Origin of the sequence: Cedecea neteri, from assembly GCF_000758325.1 — a bacterium.
GTDB lineage: Bacteria > Pseudomonadota > Gammaproteobacteria > Enterobacterales > Enterobacteriaceae > Cedecea > Cedecea neteri_B.
This window is the reverse complement of the sequence record NZ_CP009459.1, coordinates 819847-834128: the sequence shown is the minus strand read 5'-3', so window position 1 is coordinate 834128 and position 14282 is coordinate 819847. Positions and strand designations below refer to the sequence as shown.

The 14282-nt window shown below is 56.1% G+C and carries 14 protein-coding genes; 9 read left to right on the top strand and 5 right to left on the bottom strand.

Features of this window, described 5'->3' with window-relative positions:
* Positions 1-31 precede the first annotated feature (31 nt).
* A complete protein-coding gene (locus tag LH86_RS04010; RefSeq protein WP_231562718.1) occupies positions 32-1402 on the top strand; it encodes a PTS transporter subunit EIIC in 1371 nt (456 codons plus the stop codon).
* A 2-nt stretch (positions 1403-1404) separates the two neighbouring features.
* On the opposite strand, the gene LH86_RS04005 is transcribed toward LH86_RS04010, so the two are convergent.
* Positions 1405-2031 (bottom strand): lysoplasmalogenase, encoded by a 627-nt coding sequence (locus tag LH86_RS04005; RefSeq protein WP_039298535.1) that lies wholly within the window; start codon positions 2029-2031, stop codon positions 1405-1407.
* 121 nt (positions 2032-2152) lie between these two features.
* Here LH86_RS04005 and LH86_RS04000 point away from each other — a divergent pair, with 121 nt between their 5' ends.
* Complete coding sequence (locus tag LH86_RS04000) at positions 2153-2509, top strand: DUF2500 domain-containing protein (protein WP_039298532.1); 357 nt, start codon at positions 2153-2155, stop codon at positions 2507-2509.
* 2 nt (positions 2510-2511) lie between these two features.
* On the opposite strand, the gene LH86_RS03995 is transcribed toward LH86_RS04000, so the two are convergent.
* Positions 2512-2781 carry a DUF1145 family protein gene (locus tag LH86_RS03995; protein ID WP_096754169.1) on the bottom strand — a complete coding sequence of 90 codons (270 nt, stop codon included), beginning with the start codon at positions 2779-2781 and terminating at the stop codon, positions 2512-2514.
* A gap of 5 nt (positions 2782-2786) precedes the next feature.
* Positions 2787-3374: a 16S rRNA (guanine(966)-N(2))-methyltransferase gene (gene rsmD / locus LH86_RS03990; RefSeq protein WP_039298528.1), complete on the bottom strand. Its 588-nt coding sequence runs from the start codon at positions 3372-3374 to the stop codon at positions 2787-2789.
* A gap of 181 nt (positions 3375-3555) precedes the next feature.
* Here rsmD and ftsY point away from each other — a divergent pair, with 181 nt between their 5' ends.
* The 4 genes from ftsY to rpoH all read left to right on the top strand — a co-directional run bounded on the left by ftsY (position 3556) and on the right by rpoH (position 8055).
* Positions 3556-5226 carry a signal recognition particle-docking protein FtsY gene (ftsY, locus tag LH86_RS03985; RefSeq protein ID WP_039298525.1) on the top strand — a complete coding sequence of 557 codons (1671 nt, stop codon included), beginning with the start codon at positions 3556-3558 and terminating at the stop codon, positions 5224-5226.
* Between the two features lie 2 nt (positions 5227-5228).
* Complete coding sequence (ftsE, locus tag LH86_RS03980) at positions 5229-5897, top strand: cell division ATP-binding protein FtsE (protein ID WP_039288597.1); 669 nt, start codon at positions 5229-5231, stop codon at positions 5895-5897.
* Complete coding sequence (ftsX, locus tag LH86_RS03975; protein WP_039305900.1) at positions 5890-6945, top strand: permease-like cell division protein FtsX; 1056 nt, start codon at positions 5890-5892, stop codon at positions 6943-6945. Before ftsE ends, ftsX begins: the two co-directional genes overlap by 8 nt.
* A gap of 255 nt (positions 6946-7200) precedes the next feature.
* Positions 7201-8055 carry an RNA polymerase sigma factor RpoH gene (gene rpoH, locus LH86_RS03970; protein ID WP_039288594.1) on the top strand — a complete coding sequence of 285 codons (855 nt, stop codon included), beginning with the start codon at positions 7201-7203 and terminating at the stop codon, positions 8053-8055.
* Between the two features lie 35 nt (positions 8056-8090).
* On the opposite strand, the gene LH86_RS03965 is transcribed toward rpoH, so the two are convergent.
* A complete protein-coding gene (locus LH86_RS03965; protein WP_039298523.1) occupies positions 8091-9581 on the bottom strand; it encodes a PLP-dependent aminotransferase family protein in 1491 nt (496 codons plus the stop codon).
* A gap of 118 nt (positions 9582-9699) precedes the next feature.
* Here LH86_RS03965 and LH86_RS03960 point away from each other — a divergent pair, with 118 nt between their 5' ends.
* From LH86_RS03960 to LH86_RS03950, 3 genes are all read left to right on the top strand, one after another.
* Entirely contained in the window at positions 9700-10965 is a 1266-nt protein-coding gene (locus LH86_RS03960) for a 4-aminobutyrate--2-oxoglutarate transaminase (RefSeq protein WP_039298521.1), read from the top strand.
* A 139-nt stretch (positions 10966-11104) separates the two neighbouring features.
* On the top strand, positions 11105-12349 hold the full coding sequence (locus tag LH86_RS03955) for an aromatic amino acid transport family protein (RefSeq protein WP_039298519.1): 1245 nt from the start codon (positions 11105-11107) through the stop codon (positions 12347-12349).
* A 257-nt stretch (positions 12350-12606) separates the two neighbouring features.
* Entirely contained in the window at positions 12607-13710 is a 1104-nt protein-coding gene (locus tag LH86_RS03950; RefSeq protein ID WP_071842810.1) for a branched-chain amino acid ABC transporter substrate-binding protein, read from the top strand.
* Positions 13711-13883: 173 nt separating this feature from the next.
* Here the strand turns inward: LH86_RS03950 and panM are convergent, their stop codons facing one another.
* Entirely contained in the window at positions 13884-14264 is a 381-nt protein-coding gene (gene panM / locus LH86_RS03945) for an aspartate 1-decarboxylase autocleavage activator PanM (protein WP_039298516.1), read from the bottom strand.
* Positions 14265-14282: the final 18 nt, after the last annotated feature.

Here is a 14282-nt window from a genome sequence, read left to right as displayed (position 1 = left end):
AACGTCCCTACCTTGCTACTGAGGAATGATTATGGCTACCTTCAGTCAACTTGCCCGACAGATAATTCAGCATGTCGGCGAGGCAGAAAATATAGAGCATCTTACCCACTGCGCAACCCGTTTGCGTTTTACTATCAAAGATAAAAGTAAGATCAATAAAGATGAGCTGTATAAGTTGCCGGAGGTAGTAAAGCTGGTTGAAAACCCGGGGCAATTCCAGATTGTGATTGGGCCAAAAGTTGAAAAGGTCTTTCAGGCTATTACGGCGCAAATGGGGGAACCGCTCTCAGAAGAAGCCTCTGCGCCGCAGGGCTCGATGATTAACCGCCTGCTGGCCACGCTTTCCGCTATCTTCACGCCTTACATCGGCGTACTGGCGGGCGTGGGGGTGGTGAAAGGGATTGTGGTTTTGCTGCAAACAATGAACCTGGTGGATACCCATTCGTATGTATTCACCGTGTTCAATGCGCTCTCCAGCGGCGTTTTCGTCATGCTGCCGCTGTTTATCGCGGTGACGGCAGCGGAACGCTTTAAGGCCAATAAATTTAGCGCCCTGGCGCTGACGGCGGCGATGATTTTCCCGCTGACGGATGCCAGCGTGCCCGGTGCCTTCCACGTTATGGGCCTGGCGCTGAACGTGAAAATCTACGGCGGGGCGGTGATCCCTGCGGTGTTTGCCGTGCTGTTCCTGAGCCACGTCGAACGCTGGCTGAAAAAGGTGATCCCGGAAATTGCTGCGCTGGTGTTTGTGCCGTGTTTGTCGTTGATCATCAGCGGCTTTGTGGTGTTTACCGTGATTGGCCCGGTGGCTGATTATGTTGGCGTCGGTATCGCCAACGGCTATGCATGGCTGTACAACCTCAGCCCGGTGATTTCCGGCGCGCTGTTAGCGGGGATTGGGCAGCTGTTCGTGGTGTTTGGCGTGCACTGGGGCATTATTCCGCTGGCGCTGATTAATATTCAGGTCAACGGCTACGACACCATTATGGCGATGTTTATGTCGGCGGTAATGGGGCAGTTTGGGGCGGTGTTCGGTGCCATCTTTATTGCCCGCAACCTGAAAGATAAGCAGATTGCGATTTCCGCTTCGCTCTCCGCCTTCTTCGGTATTACCGAACCGGCGCTGTACGGCGTGAACCTGAAATACCGCATGTTGTTTGTTTTCGGCTGTATTGGCGCAGCGCTGGGCGGCGGGATTACCGGCCTCCTGGGTGTGAAAACTTATAGCTTCCTGCCGGTGCTGAACGTGTTCGAGCTGGGGCTGTTTAGCGGGCCGGAATCGAAGATGATTTATGAGGTGATTGCTATCGCGGTGGCGTTTACGGTGCCTGCGGTGTTGACCATTATCTACGGCAAAACCCGCAGGCTGGAACCTGCCTCCCTGGCGGAAGACAGGCGTTAACCTCAGATATACAGGGCGCGGACAATCATAAAGTGCCCGGCAAAGTAGCAGGCGGCGGCAATGGCGCTGTCGCCTCTGAAGCGGTGACGGTAGTGGCTGACCAGCCAGACAATGTTGCCCAGCAGCAGCAGGCTGGCCCCCACAAACCCGGAGAAGCTCGGGGCCGTCGGGCGGAAGAAATAAAGCTCGGCGGCAAGCCAGACCATCACCAGCGTCATACCGATAAACGTCAGAATGGGCACGCGCAGCGCTTCCAGCCGTGTCCAGATAGTCGCGACCAGCAGCGCGCCAATAATCAGCAGAGCCAGCGGCAGCGGCCAGAAAATGGCTAAGCTCATCTGGCTGGCAAAATAGATGGTGTACAGCAGGTGCGAAAGGAAGAACGCGCCCACGGCGTAAAGCAGGCGTTGAGTGGGCAATAGCGTGAGCGCATCGCCGACCAGCGTTGCCAGCAGGCCCGCCACAATCAGGTAGCCCGTCGCTTCAAACATCGGTGCCTGCCAGGCCAGCAGCAGCAGAAGCAGCAGGGTGAGCGGCTTGAAAAGCCAGCGCTGCCAGGTGGAGCCGCGCCAGGATGCATCAATGTAAATCCAGGCCGATAACGCAACAGCAATAAATGACCAAAGCATGGCATATCCTTATTTTAATTGTTGGCGTAACACCGTTCAGTCTAGTGGCTAAGCGGCGCAGATGACAACGGCGCGGCGCCAGGGTTATGCTGAAAAGTGTCTGACAATTAGAGAAAAAGCCATGAGCAAGCCCCCAGTTTTCATTATCGCCATCGTCGTGGTCATCGTGGTGGCCGCTTCTTTTCGCTATTTTCAGCAGCGCCGCGAGAATATCGAAAACGATGCCGCGCCGCTCAGCGTGAAAAAAGTGGTGGTGGCGACCAAACGTGAAAAACCGTCCAATGATAGACGCTCGCGCCAGCGTGAAGTCACTCCGCCGGAAGACTCGATCCGCTATGAGGTTTGGTTTGCGCCACAGAGCGGCGGGATGGAAATGAAAATGCGCGTTGAAGCGGCGGAATACCATGCGGTATCGGTGGGAGATAGAGGTACGCTGAGTTACAAGGGGACGCGCTTTGTCAGCTTCGTCCCCGAATAAACTCACTTGCCCTGACGGAGCTTTTTCTGCCAGACCAGCAGCTCAAACACGCCAAAAACAAAAATCTTAATTTGCTCACCGCGGGCCAGCGCCGGGCCGTCTTTGGGCTGCGTGGCTTTCAGCAGGCTGAGCTGCAGGCCGTGCATAATCACCATGAAGATCAGCGCGACGTTAACGAAAATGTTCAGCGGGCGCGGATAAGGGTGAACCAGGTTAAAGATCAGAAAGCCCCAGACGCAAAGCATCAGCAGGCGGCCAAAGTTAATCAGAATCGGCATTATGCGGCTCCTTGAGCTTCACGAATAAACAGGCGATAAGCCACCTGACCGGCGACTTTTTCACGGTGCAGCGCCCAGCTGGCAGGCACCGCTGGCAGACCATTTTCCACTTCACTTTCTACGTAGATTAGCGCGTCATCCGTCAGCCAACCGTTTTTCTCGAGCAGGCTGAGCGTTTCATCCAGCAACCCCTTACGGAACGGCGGGTCGACAAAGACGACGTTGTGCGGCGTGCCGGGCTGCGCGAGCACATTCAGCGTATTGGCGTTGAGCACTTTGCCATTGCTGGCTTTTAGCGTCGCGAGGTTCTTTTGCAATTGCTGGGAGACAGCGCGATCCATTTCAATCAGCGTCGCGCTGGCGGCATAGCGAGAGAGTGCTTCCAGCCCGAGTGCACCGCTGCCGGCAAAACAGTCGAGGCAATGAGCATCCACCATCGACGGAGCCAGCCAGTTGAAAAGCGTTTCACGCACGCGGTCTGTCGTCGGGCGCAGGCCTGGGCTGTCCGGGACCGGGAGTTTTCGGCCGCGCCATTGGCCGCCGATGATGCGGATCTGGCCGGAACCAGAGGATTGAGGTTTCTTCATTGCTCTCACTGCGATGCTAAATTTTGCGGTTATTCTAGCGGCGCTCGTCCGGCCAGGAAACCTTAATCCACTGGCGTGATGCCGCGCCGGGAAAGTGATAGACTAACGCACTATTTTTTATGCCCGTGGCAAGCAGAATCGGGTCTGTGCCATGAATTAACAGCGAGGAGTGTAGTCGCAAATGGCGAAAGAGAAAAAACGTGGCTTTTTTTCCTGGCTGGGATTTGGCCAGAAAGAGCAGCAGCCGGACGTCGAAGCAGAACAAAAAGTAATAGAAGAACAACCGGTTACTGAGCAAGCCCCCGCGCAGGATGAACCTCAGCAGCCTCAGGCTGCCGGGCAGGAACAGCAGGATTTAGTTAGTGAGCACTCACTGGAGGAGTCCGAAAAGTTTGCTGAGCAGGTCGTGGAGGTTAACGCCCAGCTCGTAGAAGAGGTGGAAGAAAAAGCGCTGACTGCCGAGCCGGAAATGATTCCTGAGCCGGAAGCGACCGTTGAGCCAGAGGTCGTGGCTGAACCAGAATCTGTGGCGGTTATCGAGCCTGAACCGGTTGTTGAACCAGAGCCAGTGGCAGTTATCGAGCCAGAACCCGCTGTTGAACCCGAAGCAGTTGCCGAGCCTGAGGTGATTGAACCTGCGGCTGTTGTGGCAGAGCCGGAAGTCATTGAGCAGCCTGTTGCGGCCGTGGAGCATGAAACGCTGCCGTTGCCGGAAGACGTCGCCGAAAATGTAGAGCAGCCTGACGAGTGGCAGGCCGAGCAGGACGAGATCGTCAACGAAGAAGTGGCTGAAGCCGAAGCGCTGTTCGCGCACGAAGCTGCCGTTGAAGATGAAGCCGTGGCTGAAGAAGCGGTTGATGAAGAGCCGGAAGAAGAGGCTGTCGAAGAGGCAGCTCCGGTTGCCGTGCAGCAAGAGCAGGAAAAGCCGACCAAAGAGGGCTTCTTCGCTCGCCTCAAGCGCAGCCTGGTCAAAACCAAACAAAACCTCGGTTCCGGATTTATCAGTCTGTTCCGCGGCAAGAAAATCGATGATGATCTGTTTGAAGAGCTGGAAGAGCAGCTGCTGATTGCCGACGTTGGGGTTGAGACAACCCGGAAAATCATCGCCAACCTGACCGAAGGCGCCAGCCGCAAGCAGCTTCGTGATGCGGAAGCGCTGTACGGCCTGCTGAAAGAAGAGATGAGCGAAATCCTCGCCAAAGTGGACGAGCCACTGATTGTGGAAGGTAAAACGCCGTTTGTTATCCTGATGGTTGGCGTGAACGGCGTGGGTAAAACCACCACTATTGGCAAACTGGCGCGCCAGTTCGAGCAGCAGGGCAAATCCGTGATGCTCGCGGCAGGTGATACCTTCCGTGCGGCAGCGGTTGAGCAGCTGCAGGTTTGGGGCCAGCGCAACAATATTCCAGTTGTAGCCCAGCACACCGGCGCGGACTCCGCTTCGGTTATCTTCGATGCTATTCAGGCGGCGAAGGCGCGTAACATCGATGTGTTGATTGCCGATACCGCAGGGCGTTTGCAGAATAAATCGCACCTGATGGAAGAGTTGAAGAAAATTGTCAGGGTTATGAAAAAGCTGGACGAAGATGCCCCGCATGAGGTTATGCTCACCATCGACGCCAGCACCGGTCAGAATGCGATAAGCCAGGCTAAACTGTTCCACGAAGCGGTGGGGCTGACGGGCATCACCCTGACCAAACTGGATGGTACCGCCAAGGGTGGCGTAATCTTCTCTGTGGCAGACCAGTTCGGCATTCCGATTCGCTACATTGGCGTCGGCGAACAAATTTCTGATTTACGACCGTTTAATGCGGGCGACTTTATAGAGGCACTTTTTGCCCGAGAGGATTAACAATGATTCGCTTTGAACACGTCAGTAAAGCCTATCTCGGTGGGAGACAAGCGTTGCAGGGAGTCACCTTCCATATGCAACCAGGCGAGATGGCCTTTCTGACCGGCCATTCTGGCGCAGGGAAGAGTACTCTGCTCAAGCTTATCTGCGGTATCGAACGGCCCAGCGATGGGAAGATTTTTTTCAGCGGGCATGACATTAGCCGCCTGAAGAGCCGTGAAGTGCCGTTCCTGCGTCGTCAGATTGGGATGATCTTCCAGGATCACCACCTGCTGATGGACAGAACCGTGTACGACAACGTGGCTATCCCGCTGATCATCGCGGGTGCCAGCGGCGAAGACATTCGCCGCCGCGTGTCTGCGGCATTAGATAAGGTCGGCCTGCTGGACAAAGCGAAGAACTTTCCTATCCAACTCTCCGGCGGTGAACAGCAGCGCGTGGGTATTGCTCGCGCCGTGGTAAATAAACCTGCTGTACTGCTGGCGGATGAACCGACCGGGAACCTTGATGATGCGCTGTCGGAAGGTATTCTGCGCCTGTTCGAAGAGTTTAACCGCGTGGGCGTGACGGTACTGATGGCGACCCACGACATGGGGCTTATCTCGCGTCGCAATTACCGAATGTTGACCCTCAGCGACGGCCATTTGCATGGAGGCCTGGCAGGTGAATAAACACAGTGCGCTCAACCATATCAAGCGCTTCAGCAACAAGCTGGATAAAATCAACCAACTGAGTAAGTTAGGTGACCTTGGCCGTTCGGTGAAAAAACGTGGCAAGGGGCCGCAGTCCAAAAGCAAATCCCTGAAAGGTGGCGTGAATGAGCAGTTCCGCTACGCCTGGGAAGGCGCGCTTCAGGATCTGAAGAGCAAGCCGCTGGCGACCTTCCTGACGGTAATGGTGATTGCCATTTCCCTGACGCTGCCGAGCGTCTGCTACATGGTTTACAAGAACGTGAACCAGGCGGCGACGCAATATTATCCATCCCCGCAAATCACCGTTTACCTCGATAAGGCGCTGGACGATAACGCCGCGCAGCAGGTGGTGGGCGCGATTCAGGCGGAGGAGGGCGTGGATAAAGTCAACTACCTCTCCCGCGAGGAAGCGCTGGGCGAGTTCCGTAACTGGTCGGGCTTTGGCGGCGCGCTGGATATGCTGGAAGAGAACCCGCTGCCCGCCGTGGCCGTGGTGAACCCTAAACTGGATTTCCAGAGCACGGACCACCTGAATACGCTGCGTGACCGCGTGGCGAAGATTCACGGCGTTGATGAAGTGCGCATGGACGACAGCTGGTTTGCCCGCCTGGCGGCGCTGACCGGGCTGGTCGGGCGCGTGGCGGCGATGATCGGCATCCTGATGGTTGCCGCAGTGTTCCTCGTTATCGGTAACTCGGTGCGTCTGAGCATCTTTGCCCGCCGCGACACCATCAACGTGCAGAAGCTTATCGGGGCAACCGACGGCTTTATTCTGCGTCCGTTCCTGTATGGCGGCGCGCTGCTGGGCTTTAGCGGTGCGTTCCTGTCGCTGATCCTGTCTGAGGTTCTGGTGATGCGTCTCTCTTCGGCGGTGACGGAAGTGGCGCAGGTGTTCGGGACTAAGTTTGATATCAGCGGGTTGGGCTTTGATGAATGCCTGCTGCTGTTGCTGGTCTCGTCGATGATCGGCTGGCTGGCAGCCTGGCTTGCCACTGTTCAACATTTACGCCGCTTTACGCCGGAGTAAAAAGTTTTTGATATACTCATTCCCTGCTACGATAACGTCGTCAGCAGGGAGTGCGTTTGACACCGTAGTGCCCCCTGCGATGCTGCAATAACCGTCACACTTTGTGTGTAATCTATTCACAGCTTTACATTGAACTTGTGGATAACATCACTGTCTGAGAGTACAGTGAAGGGTACGGTCTGGGCCTGACGTGTTGTCGGTGCGCCTCAGCCACTTGAATGGCAAACCGTACTTAGTCTCTAAGAGAGGGTTTGAATGACCAAAGAAATGCAAAATTTAGCTTTAGCCCCTGTTGGTAACCTGGAGTCGTATATCCGGGCTGCAAACGCCTGGCCGATGTTAACGGCTGAGGAAGAGAAGGAGCTGGCTGAAAAGCTGCATTACCAGGGCGATCTGGAAGCAGCGAAAAAGCTGATCCTGTCTCACCTGCGCTTTGTTGTTCATGTTGCGCGTAACTATTCCGGCTACGGCCTACCGCAGGCAGACCTTATCCAGGAAGGCAACATCGGCCTGATGAAAGCAGTACGCCGTTTTAACCCGGAAGTGGGTGTTCGCCTGGTCTCCTTTGCGGTGCACTGGATCAAGGCTGAAATTCATGAATACGTGCTGCGTAACTGGCGTATTGTGAAAGTCGCGACCACCAAAGCACAGCGTAAGCTGTTCTTTAACCTGCGTAAAACCAAGCAGCGTCTGGGCTGGTTTAATCAGGACGAAGTCGAAATGGTGGCCAACGAGCTTGGCGTATCCAGCAAAGACGTGCTTGAGATGGAGTCACGCATGGCGGCGCAGGATATGACTTTCGACATGTCCAATGACGACGACGCTGACGGCCAGCCGATGGCGCCGGTGCTCTTCCTGCAGGATAAGTCTTCCAACTTTGCCGACGGCATTGAAGACGACAACTGGGAATCTCACGCCGCAGACAAACTGAGCGATGCGATGATGGGCCTGGATGAGCGCAGCCAGCAGATTATTCGCGCGCGCTGGTTAGACGAAGACAACAAAAGCACGCTGCAGGAACTTGCCGACCGCTATGGCGTTTCCGCCGAACGTGTTCGTCAGCTTGAAAAGAACGCGATGAAAAAACTGCGCGCCGCTATCGAAGCATAACGCCGATACGCCCGTCGCACCGAGAACGCCCCACTTTATGCTGGGGCGTTTTGCTTTTTATGCTCCGGCATACATGCCAGCAACGCGGTAAAAGCCGCTTCCATTTCGCTCTCCGGCAGGCTGGCAAATCCCATCAATAATCCTTTCTTGCGCTGTTCGGTCAGGTAATACCGTGACAAGGGCCGCACCAGAATATTGCGGGCGTTGGCGCGCTCAGCAATCGCCACATCATCGGCTTCATCCGGCAGGTTTAAAATCAGATGCAGCCCGGCGTTATCGCTAAAATCTGACAGCGCCTTTGGCCCGCAGTGGCGGGAGATCAGATCGGTCAGGAAGGCACGGCGGCGGCCGTAAAGCAGGCGCATCCGGCGAATATGGGCCGAATAATGCCCGGCGGTAATAAACTCTGCCAGCGCCTGCTGAATCAGGGAATGGCCGCCGCGATACAGCTCCGCATGGGCGGTTTTCAGGTCATTGACCAGCGGGCGAGGCAGCACGACATAGCCGAGCCTTAACCCCGGATAAAGCGTTTTACTGAACGTGCCGATGTAGACCACCGGCGCGTCGGTGACCAGCCCCTGCAACGCCGGAATAGGCTGGCCAGAAAAGCGAAATTCGCTGTCGTAATCATCTTCAATAATCCAGCTGCCGTGCTGGCGGGCAAGTGCCAACAGGCGCTGGCGGCGCTCCAGGCTCATCACCGCCCCCAGCGGGTACTGATGAGATGGCGTGACGAAGATTAAGCGCGGCGTCTCGGTAACTTTCTCCGGCGGGCAAAGGCCGTTCTCATCGACGGTAAGCGGCGTAACCCGCACGTCATTCATCGTCAGTACATGGCGAATCCCCCAATAAGAAGGTTCTTCGATCCATGCCAGTTCGCCTCTGTCACATAACATCCGGGTGACCAGATCGATAGCCTGGTGGATCCCTTCGGTGATCAGGATTTGGTCGACCTGGCAGTTTACGCCCCGCGAGACACGCAGATAGTCGACCAGCGCATGCTGTAGCTCTGGCGTACCGCCGTTGCAGCTATAGCTCAGGCGCTCCGGCTTAGGGCGGCGGCTGATGCGTGCCTGGATCTTGCTGAATAGCGGATGAGGGAAGGCGTTGACGTCCGGCACGCCGGGAATAAAGGCTCCCCACTGGCGCGGGCTGGCGCTCACCTGCGAAAGAAGATGCTGGCCGCGACGGGAAATCGACACCTCAGGTGCCGGAGCTGTGCCGCCTTCGCCAAAGCTGCCCGTGGAGGTGAAGCGATCCGGCAGCGTTTTTTCAACAAAAGTCCCGCTGCCCTGGCGGGATGAAACGTACCCCTCGGTCATAAGCTGCTCATAAACTGTTAACACAGTGTTACGGGAAATGCTGAGTTCGCTGGCTAAGTCGCGGGAGGCGGGCAGGCGGCTGTGGGGCGGCAATGAACCATCCAGAATGGAGCGCCGTAGTGCGTTATACAGGCGCTTATGCAGCAGGATATCGGCCTCTGCCTGTAGCCTGACAAGAATCAAATCACCCACTAAATCTCGCAATTGGATCCCTCAGATAAACTGAATTGGTACTCGATTATAGGGCCAATACCTGTGTAAATAAACGACATTGTTTCTGATTTGTTGCGACAAAGTGACTGACTTAACAGGAGAGAGCAAGGTGAAAAGTGCAGAGCTGAATCAGCGTCGTTTACAGGCCACGCCGCGCGGCGTGGGCGTGATGTGTAGCTATTTCGCAGAGAAGGCGGAGAACGCCACCCTGTGGGATGTGGAAGGCAACGAGGTTATCGATTTTGCCGCCGGGATTGCCGTGCTGAACACCGGCCATCGTCACCCGAAAGTGATTGCCGCGGTAGAAAAACAATTGCAGGCCTTTACCCACACGGCTTACCAGATTGTCCCTTATGAAAGCTATGTTTCGCTGGCTGAGCGTATTAACGAACTGGCGCCGATTGACGGCCCGGCGAAAACTGCGTTCTTCACCACCGGTGCAGAAGCGGTTGAGAATGCGGTGAAAATCGCCCGCGCTTATACCAAACGCCCCGGCCTGATCACCTTCGGCGGCGGCTTCCATGGCCGTACCTTTATGACCATGGCGCTGACCGGCAAAGTGGCACCGTACAAAATCGGTTTTGGTCCGTTCCCTGGCTCCGTCTACCACGCGGTTTACCCGAATGCCGCTCACGGTGTGACGACTGACGATGCGCTGAAAAGCCTGGATCGTATCTTTAAAGCCGATATCGCCGCGGACCAGGTTGCGGCCATCATACTCGAGCCGGTTCAGGGGGAAGGCGGCTTCAACGTGGCGCCACCTGAATTTATGCAGGCGCTGCGCCAGCTGTGCGACACCCACGGCATTCTGCTGATTGCTGATGAAGTGCAGACCGGCTTCGCGCGTACCGGCAAGCTGTTTGCGATGGACTATTACGACGTCAAAGCCGACCTGATGACGATGGCGAAAAGCCTGGCCGGTGGCTTCCCGCTGTCCGGCGTTGTGGGCCGTGCCGAAGTGATGGATGCCCCTGCGCCTGGCGGTCTGGGTGGCACCTATGCGGGCAACCCGCTGGCGGTTGCGGCAGCTCATGCGGTGCTGGATGTGATCAAAGAAGAACAACTGTGCAAGCGTGCTACCCAGCTTGGCGAACACCTGAAAGAAGTGCTGAATCAGGCACGTCAAAGCTGCCCGGCGATTGTTGACGTACGTGGACAGGGCTCGATGGTCGCAGTGGAGTTTAACGATCCGCAGACCGGGAAACCTTCGCCAGAATTTACCCGCGAAGTTCAGCTGAAAGCTCAGGAACAAGGGCTGTTGCTGCTGAGCTGCGGCGTCTACGGCAACGTTATTCGCTTCCTTTATCCGCTGACCATTCCTGATGCTCAGTTCACCAAAGCGCTGGCCATTCTGTCCAGAGTGCTTAAGGGCTAATCCCTGTAGTTTGCGGCGGCAGGGAAGCCCGCCATACACAAGGCGGCCGCAGCGTTTTTTCCCAGCGTGAAGTGGTTTATCACCCTGATATCCCCTGTTTTCCGGCGGGCGTTACCGCCGGAGTAATACGGAAAATATTATGTCTGAAAATTCCACCTTCTCTCCCGCCGTTGCGCGCGGGGAGCGGACTGCTGTCCCCGGAAAATCTCTGAGTTTCGTTGAAGGCGTGTCGATGATTGTCGGCACTAACATTGGCGCGGGCGTGCTTTCTATCGCCTATGCCTCAAGCAAGGCGGGCTTCTGGCCGCTGTTGTTCTGGCTGGTGCTGGTGGGCAGTCTGACCACCGTGACGATGCTTTACGTCGCCGAATCGACGCTGCGTACCCGTCAGCATTTGCAGCTCAGCGGGCTGTCGCTGCGCTACGTCGGGCGCTTTGGCGCGCTGATGATGTTCCTTTCCGTCTGCGTAAACAGCGTCGGGGCGTTGACCGCCTATATGACTGGCAGCGGTAAGCTGCTGCACTCTTTGTTTGGTATTTCCCCGGCCCTGGGCAGCGTGCTGTTTTTTATCCCGGCTGCGGGCGTGCTGTACATGGGTTTGAAAGCCATCGGGCGCGGGGAAAAGTTTATTAGCGTTGGCATGGTGGTGATGATCGCGGTGCTGGTGATTGCTACTTTGCTGAAAGAGACAACCAGCGTCGGCTACCTGCTGGAAGGCAACTGGCTTTATATGGTGCCGGTGTTCAACGTGGTGGTGTTCTGCTTCTCGGCGCAGTACATCGTGCCGGAGATGGCGCGTGGTTTTGCCGATAAGCCCGAAAAGCTCCCGAAAGCCATCATCGTTGGCATGGTGGTGACCTTCGCGCTGCTGGCTCTGGTGCCGATGTCGGTGATCATGCTTAACGGCCTGGACGATATCTCTGAGGTGGCGACGATTTCCTGGGGGAAAGCGCTGGGAGAGTGGGCATTCTTCTCGGCGAACCTGTTTGCACTGTGCGCCATGCTGACGTCGTACTGGGGGCTGGGCGGGAGTTTCCTGACCAATATCTTTGACCGCTTCCGCCTGGGCAACGATGAACCTTCGCTGAAGCGTTTTATGGTGCTGCTGGTGGTCGCGATCCCGCCGTTTGTGCTGGCCTACAGCGGATTGGTGTCGTTCGTGAATGCGCTCTATTTTGCCGGCGTGTTCAGCGGGGTGATTTTATCGATTATGCCGATCCTGATGATCAAAGGCGCCCGCCGCAGCGGCGATGTCACGCCAGGCTGGACCTGCCCGGCGTTTATGACCCACCCGCTGATCCAGATTTTCATTGTGTTGCTTTACCTCTGCAGTGCCGTTTATGCGGTTGCTTCCGCTCTGGGATATTTGCCAGCTGGCTGGTGATGCCGAGGCTTGCTCCCCCGCGTCTGGAGGCTTTCCGGCGCGGTTATTTTTTTGTCACATTCCCGTTATCTAACCTTCAAATATGTCTTTCCAAATTATCGCAAATGGCGCTATGTTTAGCATAGTGTGCTGCCGTAGCGCCGGCTGTCGCCCTTGAGTTAGCTATCATATGCTTTTCTTATACCTACAAACAGAATAATGCGCTAACAAACAACAACACAACAAATTCAATAACCATAACAATGGGGACTCTCAGGATGAAAATGACGGGTAAAGCCTTACTGGCAGGATGCATTGCACTGGCAATGAGCCACGCGGCGATGGCAAAAGATATTAAGGTCGCGGTAGTAGGGGCAATGTCTGGGCCGGTCGCGCAATACGGCGATCAGGAATTTACCGGTGCCGAGCAGGCGGTGGCTGACATTAACGCCAAAGGCGGGATCAAAGGCGACAAACTGGTTATCACCAAATATGACGATGCCTGTGACCCGAAACAAGCGGTAGCCGTAGCGAACAAAGTGGTGAACGACGGCATCAAGTACGTTATCGGTCACCTGTGCTCTTCTTCCACTCAGCCGGCGTCTGACATCTACGAAGACGAAGGCATTCTGATGATTACCCCGGCGGCTACTGCTCCTGAGCTGACCGCGCGTGGCTATAAGCTGACTCTGCGTACCACTGGCCTGGACTCCGACCAGGGCCCAACCGCGGCGAAATACATTCTTGATCACGTGAAGCCTAAGCGTATTGCGGTCATCCACGACAAGCAGCAGTACGGCGAAGGCCTGGCGCGTTCCGTGCAGGACGGCCTTAAAAAAGGTGGCGCTAATGTGGTGTTCTTCGACGGGATCACCGCCGGTGAGAAAGACTTCTCCACGCTGGTTGCCCGTCTGAAGAAAGAAAACATCGACTTCGTTTACTATGGTGGCTACCACCCGGAAATGGGGCAGATCCTGCGTCAGTCCCGCGCCGCTGGCCTGAAAACGCAGTTCATGGGGCCTGAAGGTGTAGCGAACGTTTCCCTGTCTAACATCGCCGGTGATTCCGCAGAAGGCCTGCTGGTAACCAAACCGAAGAACTACGATCAGGTTCCGGCCAACAAACCGATTGTGGACGCGATCAAAGCGAAGAAACAGGATCCAAGCGGTGCATTCGTCTGGACTACCTACGCAGCCCTGCAATCTCTGGCCGCTGGCCTGAACCAGAGCGCAGATCCGGCGGCAATCTCTAAATACCTGAAAGGGGCGACCGTGGATACCGTGATGGGGCCGCTGTCGTGGGATGAGAAAGGCGACCTGAAAGGCTTTGAGTTCGGCGTGTTCACCTGGCATGCCAACGGCACAGCCACTGACGCAAAATAAACAGCAAACGGCAACCCAGGGTTGCCGTTTTAATGTTTGCTCGGGCGATGAGGGCCGGAGTACAACTCAACCCTCACCCCGGCCCTCTCCCAGAGGGAGAGGGGGAAAACGGCCGACGGGGAACATTGTTTATTCCCTCTCCCTTTTGGGGAGAGGGTTAGGGTGAGGGCCGCTTACTTCCCCCAGCCGCCGTTCTGCTCGCGGAACCCGGAAGCCTGCATAAACGCCGTCATCACTGCATGATCCTCAACGCCAACATCCGCCAGCCACCAGTGTTTAATCGCCGGGTTATCCCGCATAACCTCTTCCAGCAAATACTGCCCCACGCCCCTGCGGCGGGTAATTTCACGGACGCGCAGAGAATCCAGCGCTCCGGCATCCCCTGTGAGCGTGACACGCACCGCGCCGAGCAGGCGCTCGTTAAATTTTGCGGCGTAGATCCTTTCATTGTCGCTAAGGGTCAGCGAACCGCTGGAATATTCCGGCCAGATCTTACCGAGGTCAATTTTATCCTGAGCGCTAAACTCAAACAGACGAATGATAGTGAGTTTCATAAGTGACCTAACCAAAAA